The sequence below is a fragment of the Pseudolabrys taiwanensis genome (genome assembly GCF_003367395.1).
Lineage (GTDB): Bacteria > Pseudomonadota > Alphaproteobacteria > Rhizobiales > Xanthobacteraceae > Pseudolabrys > Pseudolabrys taiwanensis.
This window is the reverse complement of record NZ_CP031417.1, coordinates 4,019,540-4,042,501: the sequence shown is the minus strand read 5'-3', so window position 1 is coordinate 4,042,501 and position 22,962 is coordinate 4,019,540. Positions and strand designations below refer to the sequence as shown.

The 22,962-nt window shown below is 65.1% G+C and carries 20 protein-coding genes; 10 read left to right on the top strand and 10 right to left on the bottom strand.

What is annotated here, in order from left to right; all coding sequences use genetic code 11:
• Nucleotides 1-108: 108 nt before the first annotated feature.
• Together DW352_RS19175 and DW352_RS19170 are read right to left on the bottom strand one after the other, a co-directional pair.
• Nucleotides 109-1,710 (bottom strand): carboxylesterase/lipase family protein, encoded by a 1,602-nt coding sequence (locus tag DW352_RS19175; RefSeq protein ID WP_115692832.1) that lies wholly within the window; start codon nt 1,708-1,710, stop codon nt 109-111.
• Between the two features lie 105 nt (nt 1,711-1,815).
• On the bottom strand, nt 1,816-2,622 hold the full coding sequence (locus tag DW352_RS19170; RefSeq protein WP_245434186.1) for a cyclase family protein: 807 nt from the start codon (nt 2,620-2,622) through the stop codon (nt 1,816-1,818).
• A 211-nt stretch (nt 2,623-2,833) separates the two neighbouring features.
• On the opposite strand from DW352_RS19170, the gene DW352_RS19165 reads away from it, so the two are divergent.
• The 7 genes from DW352_RS19165 to DW352_RS19135 all read left to right on the top strand — a co-directional run bounded on the left by DW352_RS19165 (nt 2,834) and on the right by DW352_RS19135 (nt 13,083).
• Nucleotides 2,834-3,364, top strand: coding sequence for a hypothetical protein (locus tag DW352_RS19165; protein ID WP_162827063.1), 531 nt, complete (start codon nt 2,834-2,836; stop codon nt 3,362-3,364).
• 31 nt (nt 3,365-3,395) lie between these two features.
• Nucleotides 3,396-4,520: an ABC-type transport auxiliary lipoprotein family protein gene (locus DW352_RS19160; RefSeq protein ID WP_115692830.1), complete on the top strand. Its 1,125-nt coding sequence runs from the start codon at nt 3,396-3,398 to the stop codon at nt 4,518-4,520.
• 773 nt (nt 4,521-5,293) lie between these two features.
• Complete coding sequence (gene mnmE, locus DW352_RS19155) at nt 5,294-6,829, top strand: tRNA uridine-5-carboxymethylaminomethyl(34) synthesis GTPase MnmE (protein ID WP_115692829.1); 1,536 nt, start codon at nt 5,294-5,296, stop codon at nt 6,827-6,829.
• Between the two features lie 1,470 nt (nt 6,830-8,299).
• A complete protein-coding gene (gene mnmG / locus DW352_RS19150) occupies nt 8,300-10,171 on the top strand; it encodes a tRNA uridine-5-carboxymethylaminomethyl(34) synthesis enzyme MnmG (RefSeq protein ID WP_115692828.1) in 1,872 nt (623 codons plus the stop codon).
• Between the two features lie 10 nt (nt 10,172-10,181).
• Complete coding sequence (gene rsmG / locus DW352_RS19145; RefSeq protein ID WP_115692827.1) at nt 10,182-10,847, top strand: 16S rRNA (guanine(527)-N(7))-methyltransferase RsmG; 666 nt, start codon at nt 10,182-10,184, stop codon at nt 10,845-10,847.
• Nucleotides 10,848-11,011: 164 nt separating this feature from the next.
• Nucleotides 11,012-11,899: a ParA family protein gene (locus tag DW352_RS19140; RefSeq protein ID WP_115692826.1), complete on the top strand. Its 888-nt coding sequence runs from the start codon at nt 11,012-11,014 to the stop codon at nt 11,897-11,899.
• A gap of 269 nt (nt 11,900-12,168) precedes the next feature.
• A complete protein-coding gene (locus tag DW352_RS19135) occupies nt 12,169-13,083 on the top strand; it encodes a ParB/RepB/Spo0J family partition protein (protein ID WP_115692825.1) in 915 nt (304 codons plus the stop codon).
• Nucleotides 13,084-13,467: 384 nt separating this feature from the next.
• On the opposite strand, the gene DW352_RS26945 is transcribed toward DW352_RS19135, so the two are convergent.
• Nucleotides 13,468-13,755 carry a PilZ domain-containing protein gene (locus DW352_RS26945; protein ID WP_162827062.1) on the bottom strand — a complete coding sequence of 96 codons (288 nt, stop codon included), beginning with the start codon at nt 13,753-13,755 and terminating at the stop codon, nt 13,468-13,470.
• A 251-nt stretch (nt 13,756-14,006) separates the two neighbouring features.
• On the opposite strand from DW352_RS26945, the gene DW352_RS26940 reads away from it, so the two are divergent.
• Nucleotides 14,007-14,201 (top strand): hypothetical protein, encoded by a 195-nt coding sequence (locus DW352_RS26940; protein ID WP_162827061.1) that lies wholly within the window; start codon nt 14,007-14,009, stop codon nt 14,199-14,201.
• Between the two features lie 5 nt (nt 14,202-14,206).
• Nucleotides 14,207-14,365: a DUF3309 family protein gene (locus DW352_RS19125; protein ID WP_162827060.1), complete on the top strand. Its 159-nt coding sequence runs from the start codon at nt 14,207-14,209 to the stop codon at nt 14,363-14,365.
• Here the strand turns inward: DW352_RS19125 and DW352_RS27390 are convergent.
• Both DW352_RS27390 and DW352_RS19115 read right to left on the bottom strand, forming a co-directional pair.
• Nucleotides 14,362-15,174 carry a septal ring lytic transglycosylase RlpA family protein gene (locus DW352_RS27390; protein ID WP_245434185.1) on the bottom strand — a complete coding sequence of 271 codons (813 nt, stop codon included), beginning with the start codon at nt 15,172-15,174 and terminating at the stop codon, nt 14,362-14,364. The two genes, DW352_RS19125 and DW352_RS27390, sit on opposite strands and share 4 nt — an antisense overlap.
• 164 nt (nt 15,175-15,338) lie before the next feature.
• Nucleotides 15,339-15,617 carry a hypothetical protein gene (locus DW352_RS19115; RefSeq protein WP_115692822.1) on the bottom strand — a complete coding sequence of 93 codons (279 nt, stop codon included), beginning with the start codon at nt 15,615-15,617 and terminating at the stop codon, nt 15,339-15,341.
• 161 nt (nt 15,618-15,778) lie between these two features.
• Here DW352_RS19115 and DW352_RS19110 point away from each other — a divergent pair, with 161 nt between their 5' ends.
• Entirely contained in the window at nt 15,779-16,684 is a 906-nt protein-coding gene (locus tag DW352_RS19110) for an MBL fold metallo-hydrolase (protein WP_245434184.1), read from the top strand.
• A gap of 11 nt (nt 16,685-16,695) precedes the next feature.
• On the opposite strand, the gene DW352_RS19105 is transcribed toward DW352_RS19110, so the two are convergent.
• From DW352_RS19105 to leuS, 5 genes are all read right to left on the bottom strand, one after another.
• Nucleotides 16,696-17,112 carry a hypothetical protein gene (locus DW352_RS19105; RefSeq protein ID WP_115692820.1) on the bottom strand — a complete coding sequence of 139 codons (417 nt, stop codon included), beginning with the start codon at nt 17,110-17,112 and terminating at the stop codon, nt 16,696-16,698.
• Between the two features lie 97 nt (nt 17,113-17,209).
• Entirely contained in the window at nt 17,210-18,238 is a 1,029-nt protein-coding gene (holA, locus tag DW352_RS19100) for a DNA polymerase III subunit delta (RefSeq protein ID WP_115692819.1), read from the bottom strand.
• Nucleotides 18,239-18,293: 55 nt separating this feature from the next.
• Nucleotides 18,294-19,325 (bottom strand): hypothetical protein, encoded by a 1,032-nt coding sequence (locus DW352_RS19095; RefSeq protein WP_162827059.1) that lies wholly within the window; start codon nt 19,323-19,325, stop codon nt 18,294-18,296.
• Nucleotides 19,326-19,505: 180 nt separating this feature from the next.
• Nucleotides 19,506-20,042, bottom strand: a complete 537-nt coding sequence (locus DW352_RS19090) for an LPS assembly lipoprotein LptE (protein WP_245434183.1) — start codon at nt 20,040-20,042, stop codon at nt 19,506-19,508.
• 130 nt (nt 20,043-20,172) lie between these two features.
• The gene (gene leuS / locus DW352_RS19085) at nt 20,173-22,830 is read right to left on the bottom strand and encodes a leucine--tRNA ligase (RefSeq protein WP_115692816.1); all 2,658 of its coding nucleotides are present in this window, start codon (nt 22,828-22,830) and stop codon (nt 20,173-20,175) included.
• Nucleotides 22,831-22,962: the final 132 nt, after the last annotated feature.

Sequence of the window (22,962 nt, the reverse complement as noted above, 5' to 3'; positions counted from 1 at the left end):
GCCCGCACTGTGTCGCATCAGGCGGGGCGGAGGTTCAACCAGGTTCGGCACGGAACGGATGCTCGCGCATCCTCGTACCTCGACTGGTAGCTGGCCGATTCTGGGGGCCTATTGCGTCAGTATCGACGGATAGAGCTTTTTCCAGAAGGCGCAGTTGCTCTCGACGCTGGCGTCGAACGGACCGACCTTGCCTGGATCGAAGCGCATCACATCGCCGTCGGCCTTGAACAGCCGCCAGGCCGGCGAATCCTTGGCCACCGGCTTGCCGTCGCGCGCGAAGCTCGTCCAATAGGCCGTCATCTGCTTGGCCAGGGCGAGCGATCCCGGCTTCAGGTCCGGGCCCGCCACCTTGCTGGTGTTGTCGAAGTGCGGGAAGAAATACGGCAGTTCCGACGAGTGTACCGCGCCCATCTCAAAGCCCGGATCGGTCGTCACCGGCGGCGCATCGCGGTCGGCGAAGACCAGCTCATACACCGGCACGCGCTTGCGCATCAGCTTGCCCTGCTCGAGATAGATGCAGTTGTTCAGGCCGACCGACGGATTGAAATCCGACATCACGCTGCCGAGCGCGGTCGGCGCCGACGAGTAATTCGACGCCGGATACTTCGCCAGCACGGTGTCGGTGTTGGCGCCGTAAATCGTCTTCAGCTTGTCGGCGTAATTGTCGGCGGTGATCTTGTCGCCGGCCTGCACGTCGTAGGCGACGTAGAGACGCAACTCTTCGCGCGTACCGCCGTTCATCACCGGCACGCGCACGAATTTGCCGGTGCGGAAAGCTTCCGCCGCCTGCAGCGGCACGGTCTTGGTCCCGACCGCCGGCGCGAAGGCCAAGAGATCGCTGCCGCCGACTTTGCTCGCCGCGGCCGTCAGCTCGGCCACCGGCTTTGCGCGCATGCAGGCGACCGCTGTCTTGGCATCGCTGCAGCCGACGGCTTCGGCGACTTTCGTGCCGATCTTTGCCGCGTCCGCAACCGTATGCAGCGGTGAGGCACACCCCGCGCTCTGCATGATCGCGCGCTTGTAGAGCCCCTGCGTTTCGGCCGGCGCGATGAGATGCATGCACACGCCGGCGCCGCCGGCCGACTCGCCGGCAATGGTGATATTGTCGGGGTCGCCGCCGAACGCTGCGATATTCTTCTTCACCCAGGTCAGCGCGAGACGCTGATCCTTCAAGCCATAGCCGCCGTTGTAAGCCTTGCCGAATCCCGGATGCGCCATGAAGCCGAACACACCGAGCCGGTAGTTCATCGACACCACGACGAGGTCGCCGGCGGTGGCAAGATTGCCGAGCGGATAGAGCGCGCTGGAGCCGCCGACGAAGGCGCCGCCATGGATCCACACGAACACCGGCTTCTTGCGAGCCGACTTGCCGTCATAGGGCGCGGTGACGTTGAGCGTCAGGCAGTCTTCGTCGTTGCTCGCCTCGGTGAGGCCGTAGCGCGATACCTGCGGACAGGCGGCGCCGAATTGGCTGGCGTCGCGCACATCTTTCCAAGGCTTCACCGGCTGCGGCACTTGCCAGCGCAGCGCGCCGACCGGCGGCTGCGCATAGGGGATGCCTTTGAACTCGCGCAGGCCGTCATGAATGACGCCGCGCACCGGACCGGATGCGGTGCGCACCACCGCCGGATCGGCCTTCTGGGCGAGCACGACCTGGCCGCTGAGCAAGAGGACGCCGATCGTGAAAGCCGCCCGCAAGAATGTCGTCATCGTGTCCCCGCCCTGTGTCGCTTCGCGAGTGCGCATCACACCCGCCAATCGGCAAGATTTGATTAAGCGGCGCAGGGGTTCCGCGTGCGCGGGCGCGGCTTGCGTCTACGGCAAAATGGCGAAAGCGCGCGCCGGGAAACCAAGGCCCTGCTTCACCTTCGGCCACGTCACCACGATCAGCGCGCCCTTCGGCGGCACCTTGTCGAGATTGGCCATCACCTCGATCTGATAATGCCCCTTCTCGAGCAGATAGGTCTCCGACAGCATTTTCTCGGTGGTGTCGGTGTCGAGCGACTCGTGGCCATTGGCGACGATGCCGCGCTGCTCATAGAGAAACTTGATGGTCTCGAAGGCCCAGGCCGGGAACGGCTGGCGCTTGAAGCGCTCCGGATTCGCATCGAAGTCCTTGGCCATGTCGGTGCGCAACGCGACGAACGCGCCCTTCGGCACGCGGCCATGCTTCTTCTCCCAGGCCTTGAGATCGTCGACCGAGAAAGCGTGGTTCGGGTCCTTCGCCTGATACGGCGTATTGTCGAGCACGATCAACGGCAGGATCATCTGCTTGAGCGGGATCGCGTCCATGGTGATGCCGCCTTCGGCGAAATGCGCCGGTGGATCGACATGCGTGCCGTATTGCCCGACCATTTCATAAAATGTGCTGCGAAAGCCGTCTTCTTTGATCGTGTACGGCTTCTTGGTCTTGGGGTCTGCGGCAGGCGACATCTTCGCCTGGCCGAAGCCTGACCAGACCGGCGTATCCGGTCCGAAACTGTGCGTGAGATCGACGAACGTCTTGCTGGCAATCGTGCGATAGGCACGGGCGAGGTCGCTTTGCGTGGCAGCGGACGATGCCGCTGTGGCGACCGCGAAGAAGACGGTAACGAGGGCCGCAAACGGCTTAAGCACGGGCACGGAGGACCTCCCCAAGGGCATCAACCACGTGTTGATCATAGCATCGCGTCCCGATGCGGCGACTTGCGCCGATACCGCAGCTTCCGACGACCGGAAGTGCTATAGTGTCACAAAGTGGTGCCAGTCTCGCAGACGGCCGCTGCCGCGGAACCGAACAGCGTTGCTCGTGGTTCGGTGCGCAGCGTCCGATGAAGTGAATTGGGAGCATCCCTTGCCACGTTTGTCGACTCGCGGACCGCGGCTTTCCCGGACCCTGCTGACCGGCGGCCTGCTGCTGACCCTCATCACCGCGATCTCATTCCCCGCGCCGTCCGGTTGGGCTGCCTCGGGACCTTTCGCCGACTTTGCCGGCGCCTGGTCCGGCACCGGCACCTTGCGCCCAAGCGGCGGTCAAGCCGAGCGCATTCGTTGCAACGCGACGTATCGGCAACGCGGATCGAGCGAGCATCAGATCGATTTGCAGCTGCGCTGCGCCAGCGACAGCTATAATTTCGACCTCGTCGGCGAATTCTCCGCCGACGACAACAACCAGATCAGCGGCCGGTGGACCGAGCGCAGCCGCAATGTTGGCGGCACCGCCGTCGGCAATGCGCGCGGGGAGCGCTTGCAGCTTCATATCGAAAGCTCCGGCTTCGCCGCCACCTTGGTGATGCTGACGCGTACCCGGCGCCAGAGCGTCAACATCGATTCGCAAGGCGGCGGGCAGACCATCAAAGCGTCCATCACGCTGAGCCGAAACTGAAGGCATCGCAACGCGGCCCGGGAATGCGTTCATGGAGAACACCGCCCGCTACACACTCATCGGCCTCTTCACCCTCGCCTGTCTGTTCGCCTCATTCGCGTTCGTCTATTGGATCAAGAACGTCGGCGGACTCGGCGAACGCGCGATCTACACCGTCCGCTTTGAGCAGCCGGTGTCGGGCCTCACCGAAGGCGCCTCGGTCTTGTTCAACGGTATCCGCGCCGGCGCTGTTTCCCGCATCGCGCTCGATGCCGGCGATCCGAAGCGTGTGACCGCTACGATCTCTCTCGATCCGGCGGTGCCGGTGCGGGCCGATACGCAGGTCGATATCGCCTATCTTGGCCTTACGGGCGCCGCCGCGGTGTCACTCAAGGGCGGCTCGCGCGAAGCGCCGCGTCTAATGCCGCAGAACGGTCGACCGCCGGAGATCGTCGCTGGCGCGGGCGCCGGACGCACCTTGAGCGAGTCGGCGCAGGACACGTTGCGTCATATCGACGACATCATGAATCAAAACGCCACGCCGCTGAACACGGCCATCACCGGCATTGCCACCTTCGCCGACATGCTCGGCCGCAATGCGCCGCGCGTGGAGGGCCTTATCGGCGGCCTCGAGAAACTGACCGGCACCGGCGCGCCAACCAAAGGACCATCGGTCTACGACCTCACGGCGGCCAACAATTTTCCCGCGGGCGAAAAGAAGATCGCGCAACAACTCGTCGTGCCGGATCCGAACGTGCTCCTCTTGTTCGACTCGCAAAAGATCCTGACCCGCGCTGGCGACGGCACCTACGGCAACATCACCAATGCGCAGTGGGCCGACAATTTGCCGAAGCTTGTCGAAGCCCGTTTGGTGCAAAGCTTCGAGAACGCGCGACAGCTCAATATGGTGAGCCGGCCGATCGACTCGCTGAACCCTGCTTTCCGATTGGAAACGACCATCCGCAGCTTTTACATCGCAACCGAGCCCACGCCACAGGCGGTCGTCGAAGTGACGGCGCGGCTCGTCAGCGACAAGGGCGACGTCGCTGCCGCGCGCGTGTTCAACGCCACCGTGCCGGCCAAGAGCATCCAAGCGCCGGATGCAGTGGCTGCACTCAACGAAGCTTTCACAAAGGTCGCCGGTGAAATGGTGACCTGGGCGGTGGATTCGATTTAGGCGGCGGGCGTTATTTCCGGCCTCCGTGCCGTCATGCCAAGGCGCTCGCGTCGCAAGCCAGCGCAAGTTGGCGATGGCCGACTTGCGCGTTATCGATCCGAGCGCGGGTAAACCCGAGATCGGTGGGCGACGGCTCCAGCACTTTGCGCCGCTCACCCTTCGAGGCTCGCGCAAATGCGGTCACATCTCAGGATGTCGGAAAAGGCTTAGCCTGGTTCGCAAAATCGCCCGCACACGACAGCTCACCTGCAGGCGGGCGGGCACACTCGGAAAGATATTTCGCTCGCAATGATCGATCGGCAGTGCGTCGGCCGATCTCAGCCCGCATCAGTGGGGCGAAACGAGCGTTCGATTGGACCCGGTACGCAGCACGCGGCCGCAGCGGCGAATGTGCGACTCGCGAGAACGTTTCCGCTTATGCGACATGGGCTTCGCCGTTTCGGTCTTGCAGGAGCGGCAGCGGTGCATCGTGGCCGAGCCGTCGCTCGCAACACGCACCATCGCATCCCCGCAGACCGGGCACCACTTTGTAAGGCTCAGAAATCCAGTCATGTCATCTCGTCGCTGCCAACGTTCCCCATGAACGCTGCCCAGCCGACCGCTCCCCGCGCCGTTATCGGCATCCCCGCACAGACGTGTATTGAGCAGAGTCAAATAAGTCCACGAGGAACCGTCGTCGTAGCGCTGTTCCGCGAGGTAACCTTTACCCGGCGCGATAACGACGCGGCTTGGTTCTTGACCTGCCCCCCTCCCCGGCGCTTCGGTGCGTCACGATGTCAGATGATCTCCGCCCCACCATCTTCGCCCTGTCCTCCGGACGCGTGCCCGCGGCGATCGCCGTCATTCGGATCTCCGGCCCACGCGCGGGCGACGCGCTGACGGCGCTGGGCGTCAAAACGCCCGAACCGCGCAAGGCCGGGCTCGCACGCGTGCGCGACCCGCAATCGGGCGAGATAATCGACGAGGCGCTGGCGCTGTGGTTTCCCGGACCGAACAGCGAGACCGGGGAGCACGTCGCCGAGCTGCAGCTCCACGGCGGCCGCGCTGTCGTCGCCGCGACGCTCGCCGCGCTCGGCAAGATCGAGGGGCTGCGTCCGGCGGAGGCGGGCGAGTTCACGCGCCGCGCTTTCGAGAACGGCAAGCTCGACCTCACCGCGGTCGAAGGGCTCGCCGACCTGGTCGGCGCCGAGACCGAAGCACAGCGGCGGCAGGCGTTCCGGCAAATGAAGGGAGCGCTCGGGCGGCGCGCCGAGACTTGGCGCGAGCGGTTGATCCAGGCGCTGGCGCTGGTTGAGGCGCGCATCGATTTTTCCGACGAGGGCGATGTGCCGGAGGATCTGGTGCGGCCCGCGCTCGAGATCGCGCGGACGCTCGCGGCGGAGATTGGCGGGGCGCTCAACGACGGCACGCGCGGTGAGCGCCTGCGCGAGGGGCTGGTGGTGGCCATTGCCGGGCCGCCCAACGCCGGCAAGTCGACGCTGCTCAACCGCATCGCGCGGCGCGAGGCGGCGATCGTCTCGCCCTATGCGGGGACCACGCGCGATGTGATCGAGGTGCATCTCGATCTCGACGGCTGGCCGGTGACGCTGCTCGACACCGCCGGGATTCGCGAGACCGATGACCCGGTGGAGATGGAAGGCGTGCGCCGGGCGCAGGACCGCGCCGCGGGTGCCGACCTTGTGCTGTGGGTCGAGGACGCTGGCGGGCCGCAGGCCGGGGAGGGCGGCCCGGGCAATACGACGATGGTTCAGCGCGGCGATGGCGTGCCGTTCAGGCCGGGTGGTGCGGCTGGTGCTGCCTCGGCCGGCCCGGGGGCGGGTCAAAACGGGCCGATCAGCTGGCGGGTGCACAATAAGGCCGACCTTTTGGGTCACTTCAAAAGGAATGATTTTGGATTCATCACTAATCTTAATAATGAATCCGTTTTATTATCTAACGAACCGTTAAAAAACGTGGTTAATCAATCGTTACTACATAATAATGAACCGATTATTGAAAATATAGAACATGAGTTCATTATTTCGGCAGGCACGGGCGAGGGTGTTGATGCGCTGCTTCGGGCGTTGACAGACTTCACCGCGAAGTTTCTGGCCGGCACCGAGTCCGGCCTGATCACGCGAGAGCGGCATCGTCTGGTGCTCAGCCAAGTCTACCAGGCCTTGACGCGCGCCTTATCCCTGACCGGTCAGGAGGATCTTCTGGCCGAAGAGCTTCGAACGGCTGCGGCGGCGCTCGGCCGGCTGACTGGGCGCGTCGATGTCGAAGATATTCTGGACGTGATCTTCCGCGACTTCTGCATCGGTAAATAGCCTGAGGCTATACCGATGTTTCACGTGAAACATCGGGGACGGCGGGCGCCTTGGAGCGGCGCCTCGGTTCCGCGCCACAACGTCGGCCGCCAGCCCGGGAACCGGTCCCAATTTCGAAAGGCGGCTGCTCCAACTCGGCAGCGGCTGACCTGACGCTCGGCGAGGTGACTGCCTCCGTGTCGTTGAGAAGCGCCGGTCGCCGATACCCGGGTGACCGGGGCTACGACCGAGGGCGGGTCGAAGTCGCCGACCATTTTACCAGACGGCCGAGCGCCGGTCGCCGAACTACATCCCTCCGCACTGGGGCCCCGCTATCGCAACGCCGAGGGAAGAGCCGCTCAACTCCGGCGAAACGAATCCGCTCGCGTCTCTCGGCCGGCCTCCGGCGGCGGCCCGGAGGCTCACCTCGACCGGGCCGCCCGTCACGCGACGAGGCGCCCAGTATGCCCACGCAGGTCGGGGTGATTTGAACCAGCCGCGGTCCAGCGCGAGCAGAGAGGTTTGGCCACCGTCTCTCTACCCAACGTTACCGGAACGGCGCTGCGCCTAGAAAGCTCTGACAGTCGTTCACGTCGCCCATGGCGGCGGGCCGAGTTCTTTGTCAAAGGCCCCAACGAGTGGCCCCGGCCTGCCACCCGCAGCGTTTGCACGGGCACTTGCGGACCGCCCGGCTCAGACGACAACCGCCGTGCGCGGTCTCCCCCGAAGCGCCATCGGTCGACGCCGAGACCGAGACCGACACGAGAGGGCGGTGCAGGCCGCCCAGGTTAGGAGAGGGCGCCGCGCGAGACTGGCGCGCCGTCTCACTCCTAGAGAGGCGCTGGCTATAGAGAGATGCGGCGGCGCCCCTCCAGGCCCATCTCTGGATACTCCTCGACCCGTTGCGGCCGCCGGTGGCGAGGCTCGATCACCACGCGGTGACGTCCTGCAATCCACCGCGACCGAAGGCGCCCGGTGAAAAGCCGTCGGAGTCGAGAGCCATCTCCCAGAGCCGGACCGAAGTCCAACGTCTGCTGCCAGGCCAGGCACCTGCCACGGATCTCGGCGTCATATTGGAGCCAGACGGTATAGTGGGGCCGGACAGTTCGCCGCCTACAGACGTTCGGGTGGGCTCACCTTACCGATCGCCGAATGATGGCCTGGGCGGGTGCCGTCTTTGCCCCGGGCCGCGACCGACATCGGCGTCTGCGTCCCCCTTATGCCGGCCATCCGCCGTCATCGGCCACATCCAAAGCCGAGCCACCACCGGCTGACGCGCGGGCGCCCTCGAACGGCTGCCAATTCCGTCCGGGCTGTTCACCTCTATTGGCCAGAGCCGTCGGGCTATCGGCGACGGGGGGGCCCGTTCGAAGAGAATGTTTCACGTGAAACACTCACGCCGACGTCCCGCCACGGCCCGCCGAATGGCGTCGAGCCTGTAGACCCTCCGCCAATCCTCGGCTAAAAGCGCCGCATTCAAGGACACCCCCGATGGATGCGCGCTTCGACGTTGTCGTGATTGGCGGCGGCCACGCAGGCTGCGAAGCGGCGGCTGCGTCGGCTCGCACGGGTGCAACGGCTGCGTTGGTGACGCATCAGTTCGCGACGATCGGCGCGATGTCCTGCAATCCGGCCATCGGCGGGTTGGGGAAGGGCCATCTGGTCCGCGAAATCGATGCGCTTGACGGCCTCATGGGCCGCGTGGCCGACGCCGGCGGCATCCAATTCCGCGTCCTCAATCGCCGCAAAGGCCCCGCCGTGCGCGGCCCGCGGACGCAGGCCGACCGCAAGCTCTATGCGCAGGCCATGCAGCGGGAGCTGCGCGCCACTCCCAACCTCACCATCATCGAGGCCGAGGCCGACGATCTCATCGTCAAAGATGGCCGCGTCTGTGGAGTCATCTTCAAGGATGGCCGCGAGATCGCCACCGGCGCCGTCGTTTTAACGACGGGCACCTTCCTGCGCGGCCTCATTCATATCGGCGAGAAGCAGATTCCCGCCGGCCGGGTCGGCGAAGAGCCGGCCATTGGCCTATCGAAGACCCTCGAACGCGCCGGCTTTGCCTTGGGGCGTTTGAAGACCGGCACGCCGCCGCGCCTCGATGGCCGCACCATCGATTGGCAAAGCATCGAGATGCAGCCCGGCGACGATCCGGCCGAGCCGTTCTCGATGCTCACGCAACGCATCACCAATCCTCAGATCGAATGCGGCATCACGCGCACGGTCGCCGCGACGCATGCGATCATTCGCGACAACGTGCATCGCTCGCCGATGTATTCGGGCCAGATCGCGAGCAGGGGGCCGCGCTACTGCCCGTCGATCGAAGACAAGATCGTCAAATTCGGCGAGCGCGACGGCCATCAGATCTTCCTCGAGCCGGAAGGCTTGGAGGATCACACCGTCTATCCGAACGGCATCTCGACATCATTGCCGGAAGACGTGCAGCACGCGCTTGTCGCGACGATCCCCGGCCTCGAGCGCGCGCAGTTCATCCGTCCCGGCTACGCCATCGAATATGATTGCGTCGATCCGCGCGAGTTGAAGCCGACGCTCGAAACCAAGCGTCTGACGGGCCTTTTCCTCGCCGGTCAGATCAACGGCACGACCGGCTACGAAGAGGCCGCCGCGCAAGGACTACTTGCGGGTCTCAATGCAGCGGCGCTCGCCGGCAACAGCGATGCGATCACCTTCGATCGCGCCGAAGCCTATATCGGCGTGATGGTCGACGATCTCACGACGCGCGGCGTCAGCGAGCCCTATCGCATGTTCACGTCGCGCGCCGAGTATCGCTTACAGCTCCGCGCCGACAATGCCGATCAACGTTTGACCGACAAAGGCATCGCCATCGGCTGCGTCGGTGCTGCACGCACGCGATTCCATGAGGCAAAGAGTCGTGCATTGAACGACGCGCGCGCGTTCGCGAAGTCGGTGTCGCTCACGCCGCGCGAAGCCGAGCAACATGGTCTGGCGCTCAACAAAGACGGCCAGCGCCGCACCGCGTTCGAGCTGCTGTCGTATCCGACGATCGCCATCGCCGATCTCGCGAAGATCTGGCCGCAGCTTGGCGCGCTCGCGCCGAACATCGCCGAGCAGATTGAGATCGACGCCAAGTACGATGTCTATCTCTCGCGCCAGGCCGCGGACGTCGCCGCGTATCGCCGCGATGAGTCCTTCACGCTGCCGGACGATCTCGACTACGCCGCGCTGCCCGGGCTGTCGAACGAGGTGAAGCAAAAGCTTGCGGCGCAAAAACCGCGCACCATCGGTCATGCGGCGAAGATCGACGGCGTGACCCCGGCGGCGCTGACGCTGCTGGTCGCCCATGTGAAGCGCGGCCGCGGCAAGCCGGCGAAGAGCGCGTGAGTAAGCGCGCGTGAGCAAGAAAGCCGCGGCGCCGGACCTTGCCGCCGACAGAGCGAGAGCGCTGGCGCTGACGCCGGTTTCACCGGAAACAGCCGTACGGCTGGATAAGTTCGTCGCGCTTTTGCTGCAGTGGCAGGCCGCAACAAATTTAATTTCACCTGCAACTATGCTGCACCTTTGGGTGCGGCATGTTGCTGATTCACTTCAGCTTTTGGATTTGGCACCCGCCAACGCCAAAATCTGGGTCGACTTCGGCTCCGGCGGCGGCTTTCCGGCGCTGCCGCTCGCCTGCGCGCTCGCCGAACGGCCCGGGGCCATGGTGCACATGGTGGAGAGCAACGGAAAAAAAGCCGCGTTTTTGCGCGAGGCTATCCGCGTCACCGGCGTGCCCGCGATCGTACACGCCAAGCGAATCGAGGATACTGGGGATAGCTTTGGGGATAGGGTCGATGTGGTCACCGCCCGGGCCTTGGCGCCGCTGAAACTGTTGTGCGATCAAGCGCATCCCCTGATTGAACGCGGCGCCATCGGCCTGTTCCCGAAGGGACAAGATGTAGATGCCGAATTGACCGAAGCCGCTAAATATTGGACACTTGCGGTTGAGAAGGTGCCCAGCAAGACGAGTCCCGAAGGCTGTATCGTGGTGGTCCGGGGGCTGTCGCGGCGGCAGGCTTGAGAGAATTGAGGCCGTTCGTCCCCGCGCAAGCGGGGACCCAGGGCCAGAAGCGGAGAGGCTGTGCTGTGTGACCCTGGGTTCCCGCTTGCGCGGGAACGAACGGAGTGTGGGGCGCCGGCAGGCACACAGAGAGCCAACACGGTGGAAAGCCGAGGACTAAGCCAATGACCGACACGATCGATCCGCCCGAAGCAGCGCCCGCCGAACCGCAGGTCGTGCCCTTCACCAAGCCCGTGGCCACGGCGCCTGCCAGCGCGCCGCGCGTGATCGCCATCGCCAACCAGAAGGGCGGCGTCGGCAAGACCACCACGGCCATCAACCTCGGCACCGCGCTCGCCGCCATCGGCGAACACGTGCTGATCGTCGATCTCGACCCGCAGGGTAACGCCTCGACCGGCCTCGGCATCGAGCGCAAGCAGCGCCGCACCTCGACCTACGACGTGCTCACCGGCCACGCCCCGATGCGCGATGCCGTGATCCCGACCGCCGTGCCGCAGCTTCACCTCGCGCCGTCGACCATGGACCTCTCGGGCCTCGAGCTCGAGATCGGGCGCGAGCGCGACCGCGCTTTCCGCCTGCGCACCGCGCTTCACAACATCAACAACGGCACGCCGGCCTTCAACTTCACCTACGTGCTGGTGGACTGCCCACCGTCACTCAACCTCATCACCGTCAACGCGATGGCCGCGGCCAATTCGATCCTGGTGCCGATGCAGTGCGAGTTCTTCGCGCTGGAAGGCCTGTCGCAGCTTTTGAAGACGGTCGACGAGGTGAAGAAGAACCTCAATCCGAACCTGTCGATCCACGGCATCGTCATGACGATGTTCGACTCGCGCAACAACCTTGCCAACCAGGTCGTGGCCGACGTCCGCCAGTTCATGGGCAAGCAGGTCTACGAGACTGTGATCCCACGCAACGTGCGCATCTCGGAGGCGCCGTCCTACGGTAAGCCGGTGCTGGTGTACGACCTCAAATGCGTCGGCAGCGAAGCTTACTTGCGGCTCGCCACCGAGATCATCCAGCGCGAGCGCGCGATGAAGGCCGCGGGCTAATCCCTCCCCACCGAACTCGGGTTTACCCGAGTTCGGAATTAAAGTGGCCGAAGTCGGAAACATCCGACTTCGGCGCGGGGAGGGTGGCGAGCGCAGCGAGCCGGGTGAGGTCGCTTCGCAACGAGAGTAAGCCCCACCCCGATCCTCGCTTTGCTCGGATCGACCCTCCCCTTTCAGGGGAGGGATGAAGAAGAGAGCAGCGCAACGCTCCGTGATAGCGTCAACGAAAAAAGGAAAGTAGCGTGTCGGGCAGACCAGGAGCGGCGGCCATGGCGGATCATTCACGATTGGGGCGCGGTCTCGCGGCGCTGATCGGTGACGTCGGCGAGGAATCGAACACCGCTGCGACGCCTGAGGCCTCGCGCAAGCCGCGTCGAGCCCCCATCGAGACGCTCAAGCCGAACCCGCGCAACCCGCGCCGCACATTCACCGAGGCGGAACTCGCCGAGCTTTCCGACTCGATCAAGGAGCGCGGCATCATCCAGCCGATCGTCGTGCGCGAAGTGCCGAACGAGCGCGACTCTTACGAGATCATCGCCGGCGAGCGGCGCTGGCGCGCCGCACAGCGCGCCGGTCTGCATGAAGTGCCGATCGCCATCGTCGACGCCACCGACACGCAGTCGCTCGAGTTCGCCATCATCGAGAACGTGCAGCGCGCCGACCTCAACCCGATCGAGGAAGCGGCCGGCTATGTCGCGCTGATGGAGCAGTGCAACCACACGCAGGAGCAGGTGGCGCAGATCATCGGCAAGAGCCGGCCGTACATCGCCAACCTCGTGCGTCTGCTCAAGCTGCCCGATCAGGTGAAGCGCTGGGTACGCGAGGGCAAGCTATCGGCCGGCCACGCGCGTCTGCTCGTCGGCCACCCGAACGCCGAACTCTTCGCCAGCATGGCGATCGAGGAAGGCTACAGCGTGCGTCAGCTCGAAGAGTGGGTGCGCCAGGAAGAACAAGGCCAGCCCGGCGACAAGACCTTCGACGGCATCAAGAAGAAGATCGAGCAGAAGCTTGGCAAGGCTGAAGCGCCGAAAAAGGATCCCGATACGCTGGCGCTGGAGCGCCGCATGTCGGACATCCTCGGTCTCGACGTATCCGTCGACCATCAAGGTGACGGCGGCACCCTGCACATCAAGTACACGGATCTCGATCAGCTCGACGCTGTGCTTCGTAAGCTCGGCGGCTAGATCAGTTTATAGTCAGGTGTGAAACACGCACCGTTCATTCCCGCCACCTATCGTGCGCAAGTCGCGCTACAGCCGACTTGCGATGGACATCGGGTTTACCCGATGTCCACCACCTATAGTACGCAAGTCGGCTACAGCCGACTTGCGATGGACATCGGGTTTACCCGATGTCCATCACCTATAGTACGCAAGTCGGCTACAGCCGACTTGCGATGGACATCCAGCGCGGCATCTGAATATCGGTGCTTTTGGCCCTGGGCCCGCGCTTTCGCGGGGGCGAGCGGAATGTGAGCCGATTCCAACTAAACGAGATACGCTCTAACGTCGCGTCAGCAATAGCCGAACGACATTGGCATCAGCGCACGACGTCAGCCGTGTTTGAGATCAGGCCACGCGCCGGCTGACGTCGCTGTCTTCCGACCGCACATGCGCTTCCGGCATGGCGACGAATTCGACACCGACTTGGTCGTCGGAGCGCCACTTGACGCGGCACCAGCGGCGCAACTCATTATTCAGAACGAGCATGAACTCGTTCGGCAGTACGGTCGCACAGTCGACCGTCAGGCGCGCGCCGAGCGCCGAGACGTCGCTCAGCACGCATTTGATCGGTGCTTGAACCTCGACAACGAGATCGATCGGTCGGCGTTCGTGTTGGCGTTGCTCGTCCTGCATGGACGCGACACTAGCCGGCAGGGCTGTAACGCCGGTTAATCCGGCCGCAAAAACACATGGCGCAGCCGCGAAATTTCGCATGCCGACCATGCCGGCGGCGCAGCGGTATCTTGATGCGAGCTCCCCCATGTCCGGCGCCGTGATCCCGTCCCTGCTCTCCTCCCATGCCATGCGCCCGCGCCGTCCAGCCCAAGCCCGACGCCGAAAACACAACTAACCTCCGCGACACCTCGAGGTCCTGGGAGCATGCGATGACCGAACGATCTGGCAGCCACTGGCGATTGATGGCGATCGTGAGCGCGGCGGTCGTGCTGTGGCTGATCTATACGATCAGCACGCAGACCGAGGCGCCAAGCGGTGCATTGATGGTCATGCAATATGTATTCTTGATCGGCTGCCTCATCGGCCTTGGCGGCGCCGTCTACAGACTGCTCAAGGAGCAATGACGCCAATGGCTCTGCTGTTGCTGCTTGTCCTTGCCGTGGCGGCGGTCGCCTGTTTGCCGCGCTGGTCCCATAGCCGCCGCTGGGGCTATTTGCCGGCGAGCTTCTTCGGCCTGTTGTTGATCGCGATGATCGGCCTGCTGATCATCGAACGCATCGCGCGTTAGCGCGCCGCGAGCGCGTATTGAATGAGACCGGCGCCGCCGACCGGGCCCGGCAGCCAGTCCTCGCCCGGCAACAACGTCACGCGCACGTCGGCGAGCAAGCCGCGGCGCAGGAACGGATCGAAGTAGCGCATCGCGCGCTCATTCAGATCGATGACGCGGCCGGGCTTCAACGGACCGACATCGTTGATCTTCACGATCGCCTGCCTATCGTCGCACTCAACCAGAACGTAAGCCGGCCGGTAGAGGCGGCCATAACGCACGCCGCCGAACTGCACGCGCAGGCTCGTCTGGATGGCGGCGGTCCAGCCGGTCGGATCGTAGAACTCCCCGGAGGCCGTCTGCACACCGCCTTCGGTCGGGCCATCGCGATAGGGATTGTAGGTGGAAGCGATGCCGGTGATGGAGGCGCCGTCGCGCAAGCGCGGCAGGTCGATCAGGGCCGCGAGCCGGCGCAGCGAGCGATACTCGGCGGCGAACGTCGGTCGCGTCGCCATGCGATGGTCGACGACGGCACTTGCCTTGAGCAGCGAGGCGAGATTCTCCGCAGCCGCGGGAGCGGGGGAGGGCGCGGCCACGGCCGGCGCCGATGTCTCAGGCCATGAGGCCGCCGTCGCGAGCGACACGATCACCACCTCCGGCCGCGCCTCTTGCGGAATGGCAGCGACAGCCATCGCGGCGCTGTCGCCGGCTTCGGACCAAAAGACGCCGCCCGCGAGCGCGACAGCAAGAAGACCGGACAGTGCTGCCCGGCGGCAGAGCGTGACGAATGCGCGAGAATAACGCCGTGACGACGATGCTTCCGATGACATCTAAACCGCCGGCTGGTGCCCCCCAGTCCTGGCGGTAGCTTCCGATACCGGCGCTAAAACTCGCGTAAAACGCGGTCGCAAATTGTGCCGATAATTTTAGGCAAATACCGGCTCCCCTCCGGTGCGCGGGCGCTGACGCCCGCGTCCCGGAGCGGTCGCGGTTGCTACTCCGTCTCGGAGGTCGCTGGCGGCTCGAGCTTGTCGCGCAACTTGCCGGTGTCGCGGATCGTATCGGTGAACACGCCGAACACGCCGGCGACGCGCTGGCCAAGTGTCTTCGGCTTCGTGCGGCGCTTGGCCTTCTTCACCGTTTTGCGTTTGGTCTTCGCAGCGACTTTTCGCGCCTTCGAAGAGGTCCGGCGTTTTGCCGCCGCCCGCTTGACCGTCTTCGCTTTCGCCTTCGTCTTTTTTGCCTTCTTGGCCTTCTTCCGTTTCTTCGCCATCGTCAGCCCCCTCTGTTGTGGAACATCAACCATAGAACCGGGCGATATTAGGCGCCAGGGCGGCGGCGGCCACTTTGACTCTCGTCAACGGGCTGGATCGAAGGGGCGCACCGCTGCTAAAGAGCGAGACAACAGACCAACAAGGTCGGGGAGAACGAGGAATGCCCGCTTCAATGCAAGGCCCGCTGCAGCCGGGTGTCTACCGCTTCAAGCTCGGCGGCTTCGAGATCGCCACCATCCTGGATTCCAAGTCGGTGCGCGAGGGCGTGCATCCGTTGTACGGCGCCAACGCCTCGGCCGGTGAGGTCGAGGCTCTCGCCCGGGCCAACAACATCGACCCGGCGCGCCTCGAGCATCCGAACGTGCCGACGCTGGTGAACACCGGCAAGGAGCTCGTGCTGTTCGACACCGGCAACGGCGCGCTGCCCCGCGAATACGAACAGCTCAAGACGCGCATGCCGGCGGGCAATCTGATCGCGCGGCTCGCCGAGCTCGGCCACAAGCCCGAGGACATCGACGTCATCGTCACCACGCACGGCCACCCCGATCACATCGGCGGCCTCACCGAAGGCGGCCAGCCGGTGTTCAAGAATGCGCGCTACGTCTTCGGCGCGACGGAGTACGATTTCTGGCAGAAGAACGAGGGTGTGCGCGAGGCGCGCAAGTTCAATCGCGAGCTGTTCGTCAAGATCTGCACACCGCTCGCCGACCGCGCGACCTTCATCAAGCCCGGCGATCAAGTGGCCGCGGGCATCACCGCGGTCGACGCATTCGGCCATTCGCCGGGACTGATGGCGTTCCACATCGAAAGCGACGGCAAGCGCTTCATGATCACCGCCGACACCTTCACGCATTTCGTCATGGGCGTGCAGCGGCCGGACTGGTTCTTCGACATGGATGACGACAAGGACAAGGCCGTCGCGACGCGCAAGCGCATCCTCGACATGCTGGCGACGGACCGGCTGATGGTGGCCAGCTTCCACATGCCGTTCCCGTCGCTGGGCTGGATCGATCGCGCCCAGGGCGGCTATCGCTGGGTGCCGCACAGCTATCAGCTCAATCTCTAGGCCTCAGGCGCTCAGCGCCCGCCCCAGGAGAATCTGTGCGGGCGGATGTCGAGCTTGGAGGCGGCGGTCTCGCCGGGCCCAGCCGGCTGTGGCAGCACCTCTTCGCAGCGGCCGAGCTTGTCTTGCGACGCCTGGCCGAGGTTGTTGTCGAAAACGGTGTAGCGGCAGGTGTGGCCGTCGGGCAGCCGCCGCAAGAACTGTCCGGACGGACGGACACCGGCTGGCGCGGCCGCATCGATATGCAGCGGCGGCGGGACCAGCATCGAGCGGCCGAAGACCAGCGCGGCGCCGATCAGAACGAGCAGCGCGGCGGTGACCGCGCCGATGTATCCATAGAGGTGGCGTGGATCGACCCGGCCGCCATACGCCAGGCCCGCCCGTTGTAGGGCCCCTCGCCACCCGCGCAGATCTTTTGGGTTCGCCTGCATCCTACTTTGCTACCGCAGAAAGCTTTACCGCAACGCCCAGCGGCGCCCGGCAATTCGCGCGGTTCGAGCAAGCAAAAGCTAACGTTTGAACGGCGGATCAGCCGCGTTTGCGGGCGTTCACCGCGAGCGATAGCAGCGTGCGCTGTGCGATCGCCTCCGCCAGCACGGCGTTGCGGCGGGCATCGAGCGAGGCCTCGGCGAGCTGCTGCATGGCGCGGACAAGACGCGGCGCGGTCCACAGACGCAAGGCATCGCCGACCAGCTTCTGGCGGCTGAAATGCACTGGCGGCGCGCCCCGCTGCATGGCGAAGTCGACCGAGTCACCGCCATCCACTGCCAGCTTCATCTTGTGCAGGCTGGCGATATGCCGGATCGCCGCTGAGATAATCGCCGCCGGCGACGAGCCTCCGGCGCGCGCCTTGAAGAACTCGCCATCGACATCGGCCGTCTTGCCGGCAAAGGCGGCATCGATCACGCCGTCGAGCGCCAGCGCCGAGGCGTCGGCCACCACCGCCATCACGTCCGCGACCTCGATCCGACTTTGACCCTGCGCATAGAGCGCCAGCTTGCGGATCTCGTTGCGCGACGCGAGGCGATCGCCGCCCAACAGCGACAACAGCGTGGCGCGTGCATCCGGCGCGATCGAAAGACCGGCCGCGCGCATCTCGTCGTCGATCAGCCGCGCCAGATCGCGCTCGTTGTCGACGTAACAGGGCAGCGCCGCCGCAACCTTCGCTTTCTCGCACATCGCGCGCAGCGGCGACGACTTACGCAGGTCGCCGGCCTCGATGATGACGCGGCATTCCGGCGACGGTGCGTTGACCACCATCTCGACCGCCGCGGCGATGTTGCGCGAGCCGGCCTTCACCAGCACGGCGCGGCGGCCGCCGAACAGCGGCACCGTGTGCGCCTCTTCGACCAGCCGCGACGGATTGCCGGACAGGTCCTCGCCCTCGATGCGCACGAAGGCAAACGGATCGTTGGGGTCGTCGACCGACACCTTGACCAGCGCGTCAACGCGCTCGCGCACCAGGCCGGCGTCGGGCCCGTAGACCAGCACGATCGGCAGCGCCGGATCTGGCTTGGCAATGAAACGGTCGATATCGGCGGCTTTGACGGCGGTCATCGGCCGCAAGCTAATCGCCGCGGCAGGCGAGCGCAACGCGGCCGCGCCTGACGTCTCATGCCGGCGCGAGCAGCACCTGCTCGCTGGAGTGGTTGGTTTCGGCGCGGGCGATCCGGTAGCCGGCCTGCGCCGCCAAGGGCGCAAATCCTTCGAGGCCGCGCGGGAACAGCTTGAAGCGGCTGAGCTTCAACATGCGCCGGCGCGCGGCATGGCTGGCCGTCACCGAACCGGCGACAGCCATTACGCCGCCGGCATGCAGGGCGCGCAGGTTCGCGATGATGGCCTCGTCCGTTCCGTACTCGAACAGGCCACCCTCGCTCGACGCCGCGGCGACGGCATTGGCTGCCGTGACCTCGCGCAACAGCGCTTCGAGCGTGGCGGTATCGGTCCAATCGTAGAGACGGTGGTCGAAGGTGATATCCAGTTCGGCCAAAGGCGCGCCGGGTTGCCTCAGCGCCGCGAGCGCGTTGCGGCCGAAGAAAGGGCCGGCATCTTGCTGATCGAGCACGTGAATGACGATCGGCCGGCGCAACAGGGCGTCGTTGCGCCGGCGTAGCATCATCAGGGCATTCAAACTGTCGATCGTAGTGCCACCGGCGATGTTGACGAGGCGCAGCGGCGCGGACGGCGCGCGCTCGAGTGCGGGGACCAGCGCATCGGCCAGAAGTCCGGCGACCTGCTGGGTCCGCAACCGCAACAGCGTAAGGTTGGGGGAGGCTGCGATGCGCCTGTCCGCGGGACTGTCGTAGGACGGCGGCAAATTGTCCGGCCCGAGCTTCATCACATAAGTGCTGATAGCGTCGAGGAACGACGTGTTCTCACCGAACAGCGCCCGCAACAACCGCGAGCGCTTCGCCGCGCGGCGCAGCATCCAACGCAGGATGAATTTCGGAACGTGGCGCCGGCGACGTTCCTCCTCGATCACCGTGCCGAACAAGCGTTCAAGGCTTGCCGCATCGTCCGGCACCGTGAAGCGCGGATCGGTGAGGTCGAGTACCGGCAGCACGAGGCCGTCACGCGTGGCGGCGGTGAGGAGGGGGCGCGGCGGAAGACCGTTGTTGTTTGCCATGTGGGTCGACAGTGGCACCACTCCGCTTTCCGTCACCCTGAGGAGCGAGCGTGCGTGAGCACGCGAGGCTCGAAGGGGCTCTGACTCCCGGAAACGAGAGCAACCGAGATGCTCAGACCCTTCGAGGCTTGGCGCGTTCCGCGCCAAGCACCTCAGGGTGACGGGAGAGGTTGTGTGCGCCGTGCGTATTGCACGGTCTTATGTCCCCGCCGTGAAATACGAGGCGAGGCGATTGCGGATATTCTCCGAGATCACCTTGGCGGCGCGGTTTTCGGCGTCGCGCATGCCGCGGTCGCCGGCGAAGCGCTGCATCTGACCCGGGATGTTGTAGGACACGCGCGCAAAGGTCTGGCTCGTGACCACCGTCTTGCCCGTCGCGATTTCAGTCAGCGTGTAATAAGCGTCGAGACCGTAGTTCTGAATGTCCGGACGGCCGCTGGTGATGTCGACGATGACCTGCTGCAGGCTCGACGACAAATTCACGTTCAGGCGATACAGCGGCGCCGACCCACCGCTACCACCGGTGAGATCGAAGATCAGATTGTTGCGCACCTCGTTCGAGATGCGCGCCAGGCGCGAGCCGGACGGCGCCTTGATGTCCGGCACTTCGACCGAATCCATCTGGGTCTTGATGCCCGGCGCGACGGCGCTGCCGACGGCGGTCTGCTCCGCATACATCGGCTGGAAGCAGCCGGCGGTCAGGCCCGCGAGGCCAATGACGACAATCAATCTCATTGTCATTCCGGCCGAGCGGCAACGCCGCGAGAGCCGGAATCCAGAACGAGGGTCAGACGGCTGCGTCTGGATTCCGGGTTCGTCCGCCTTCGCTTCGCTGCGGCAGACGCCCCGGAATGACAGCAGATGGTTAAGCGACCACATTCACGATCCTCTGCGGGACAACGATGACCTTTTTCGGGCTTTTGCCGTCCAGGGCCTTTTGTACCGCATCGAGCGCCAGAACGGCAGCCTCAATCTCGTCCTTCCCGGCCTCCCGCGGCACGGTCACATCGGCGCGCTTCTTGCCGTTGATCTGCACGGGCAGGGTGATGGTGTTCTCGACCAGGAGGTCGCCCTCGACCTGCGGCCAGGCCTCGGTCGCGACCAGGGTCTTGTGGCCGAGCGTGGCCCAGCACTCCTCGGCGAGGTGGGGCATCATCGGGTGGAAGAGCCGCACCAGGATGTCGCCGGCCTCGCGCAGCGCCCAGGCAAGGTCATCGGCAGGGGCGGTCTCGACCGAGCCGATCCCCTCCGACAGCGCGTTGGCGAATTCGTAGATGTGGGCGACGCAGCGGTTGAAGCGCAGGCGGGCGATGTCGTCGGTGACATTGTTGAGCGCGCGGTGCGCCGCCTTGCGCAACGCCAGCGCCTGCTCCGAGAACTGCGCGGGCCGCGCGGCGACCACCGGCACATTGGCGATCTCGCCGACGAGGCGCCAGAGCCGCTGCACGAAGCGCCAGGCGCCTTGCGCGCCTTCCTCGGTCCAGATCACGTCGCGCTCGGGCGGGGAATCCGACAGCATGAACCAGCGCGCGGTGTCGGCACCGTAAGCGCCGATGATGTCGTCGGGGTCGACCGTGTTCTTTTTCGACTTCGACATCTTTTCGATCGAGCCGATCTCGATCGGTTCGCCGGTCGCCGTCAGCTTGGCCGTGCGCGCGTCACCCATGCCCTCGATGGTGACATTGGCCGGCTCGACCCAGTTGCCGGCCTTGTCGCGATAGGTCTCGTGCACGACCATGCCTTGCGTGAACAAGCCGGCAAAGGGCTCGTCGATATTCACGTGGCCGGTCTTGTGCATCGCGCGGGTGAAGAAGCGCGAATAGAGAAGATGCAAAATCGCGTGCTCGATGCCGCCGATATATTGATCGACCGGCAGCCAGCGATTGGCGACAGCCGGCGTCGTCGGCTCGGCTTCGTTCCACGGATCGGTGAAGCGCGTGAAGTACCAGGACGAGTCGACAAAGGTGTCCATGGTATCGGTCTCGCGCCGCGCCTCGCCCCCGCAGGACGGACACTTCACGTGCTTCCAGGTCGGATGCCGGTCGAGCGGATTGCCCGGCTTGTCGAACGTCACATCGTCCGGGAGCTTCACCGGCAGGTCGGCGACCGGCACCGGCACGACGCCGCACTGCTCGCAGTGAATGATCGGGATCGGGCAGCCCCAGTATCGCTGACGCGAAATGCCCCAGTCGCGCAGGCGATAGTTCACCTGGCGCTGCGCCACCGGTCGATTGCCGCGCGTCGTCGCGGCTAGCGTATTGGCCACCGTGTCGAAAGCCTTCTGCGGCGTCATGCCGTTGAGGTCGACGACATCGTTCTTCGAATTGAACATCGTGCCGTCGCCGTCATACGCGACATCGGTGACGGCGAAAGTCTTCGGGTCCTGGCCTGGCGGCAGCACCACCGGCGTATTACCGAGACCGTACTTGTTGACGAAATCGAGGTCGCGCTGGTCGTGCGCCGGGCAGCCGAAGATGGCGCCTGTGCCGTAGTCCATCAGGATGAAGTTGGCGACATAGACCGGCAGTTTCCAATTCGGATCGAACGGATGCACGGCGCGAATGCCGGTGTCGAAGCCCATCTTCTCGGCAGTATCGATCGCTTCCTGCGCGGTGCCGATCTGCTTGGCCTCGGCGATGAATTCGGCAAGCTTTGGATTCTTCGCTGCCGCTGCCTGCGCCAGCGGATGATCCGGCGCAATGGCCATGAACTTGGCGCCGAACAAGGTGTCCGGCCGCGTGGTGAAGATCTCGAGTTCGGTCTCGCCTGACGGCGTCGTCGCCGTATCGAGCATGAAGCGGACGAGCAGGCCTTCCGACCGACCGATCCAGTTCTTCTGCATCAGCCGAACCTTGTCCGGCCAGCGGTCGAGCGTGTCGAGCGCCTCGAGCAGGTCCTGCGCGTAGTCGCTGATCTTGAAGACCCACTGATAGAGATCGCGCTGCTCGACCAGGGCGCCCGAGCGCCAACCGCGGCCATCGATCACCTGCTCGTTGGCGAGCACGGTGTGGTCGACCGGGTCCCAGTTCACCTTGCGATATTCGCGCGCGACCAGCCCCGCCTTGAGGAAGTCGAGGAACATGCGCTGCTGGTGCTTGTAATAAGTCGGATCGCAGGTCGCGACCTCGCGCGCCCAGTCAAGCGACAGCCCCATCGACTGGAGCTGTTTCTTCATCGCCGCGATGTTGGCGTAGGTCCATTCCTTCGGATGCACCTTGCGGTCGATGGCGGCGTTCTCCGCCGGCATGCCGAAGGCGTCCCAGCCCATCGGGTGCAGCACGGCGTTGCCCATGGCGCGCTTGAAGCGCGCGACCACGTCGCCCATCGTGTAGTTGCGGACGTGGCCCATGTGGATGCGCCCCGACGGGTAGGGGAACATCTCCAGGACATAATATTTCGGGCGCGGATCGTCGTTCTTGGTGGCGAAGATGCCCTGGGCGTCCCAGGCCTTCTGCCAACGGGTCTCCGCCTCGCGGGCGTTATAGCGGTCGGCGCGCTCGTTTTTGCTCGAATCGGCAGTCATTTCCGGCTCTTTTTGCGGCGCCGGGGTGGTCGCATGGAAGCAGCGCTGGGTCAACGGGGACATGCCCTCCCCCCGGGGGCGCCGGCCGGGAGGCCGCCGCGGGCCTCGGCAGGCGCTGCGCCATCAGACGAG

What these genes read in the sequence shown, in the direction of transcription:
- DW352_RS19175 (WP_115692832.1), bottom strand. Translation starts at nt 1,710, where the DNA reads ATGACGACATTCTTGCGGGCGGCTTTCACGATCGGCGTCCTCTTGCTC.
- DW352_RS19160 (WP_115692830.1), top strand. Translation starts at nt 3,396, where the DNA reads ATGGAGAACACCGCCCGCTACACACTCATCGGCCTCTTCACCCTCGCC.
- mnmE (WP_115692829.1), top strand. Translation starts at nt 5,294, where the DNA reads ATGTCAGATGATCTCCGCCCCACCATCTTCGCCCTGTCCTCCGGACGC.
- mnmG (WP_115692828.1), top strand. Translation starts at nt 8,300, where the DNA reads ATGGATGCGCGCTTCGACGTTGTCGTGATTGGCGGCGGCCACGCAGGC.
- DW352_RS19140 (WP_115692826.1), top strand. Translation starts at nt 11,012, where the DNA reads ATGACCGACACGATCGATCCGCCCGAAGCAGCGCCCGCCGAACCGCAG.
- DW352_RS19135 (WP_115692825.1), top strand. Translation starts at nt 12,169, where the DNA reads ATGGCGGATCATTCACGATTGGGGCGCGGTCTCGCGGCGCTGATCGGT.
- DW352_RS26945 (WP_162827062.1), bottom strand. Translation starts at nt 13,755, where the DNA reads ATGCAGGACGAGCAACGCCAACACGAACGCCGACCGATCGATCTCGTT.
- DW352_RS26940 (WP_162827061.1), top strand. Translation starts at nt 14,007, where the DNA reads ATGACCGAACGATCTGGCAGCCACTGGCGATTGATGGCGATCGTGAGC.
- DW352_RS19125 (WP_162827060.1), top strand. Translation starts at nt 14,207, where the DNA reads ATGGCTCTGCTGTTGCTGCTTGTCCTTGCCGTGGCGGCGGTCGCCTGT.
- DW352_RS27390 (WP_245434185.1), bottom strand. Translation starts at nt 15,174, where the DNA reads ATGTCATCGGAAGCATCGTCGTCACGGCGTTATTCTCGCGCATTCGTC.
- DW352_RS19115 (WP_115692822.1), bottom strand. Translation starts at nt 15,617, where the DNA reads ATGGCGAAGAAACGGAAGAAGGCCAAGAAGGCAAAAAAGACGAAGGCG.
- DW352_RS19110 (WP_245434184.1), top strand. Translation starts at nt 15,779, where the DNA reads ATGCCCGCTTCAATGCAAGGCCCGCTGCAGCCGGGTGTCTACCGCTTC.
- DW352_RS19105 (WP_115692820.1), bottom strand. Translation starts at nt 17,112, where the DNA reads ATGCAGGCGAACCCAAAAGATCTGCGCGGGTGGCGAGGGGCCCTACAA.
- holA (WP_115692819.1), bottom strand. Translation starts at nt 18,238, where the DNA reads ATGACCGCCGTCAAAGCCGCCGATATCGACCGTTTCATTGCCAAGCCA.
- DW352_RS19090 (WP_245434183.1), bottom strand. Translation starts at nt 20,042, where the DNA reads ATGAGATTGATTGTCGTCATTGGCCTCGCGGGCCTGACCGCCGGCTGC.
- leuS (WP_115692816.1), bottom strand. Translation starts at nt 22,830, where the DNA reads ATGACTGCCGATTCGAGCAAAAACGAGCGCGCCGACCGCTATAACGCC.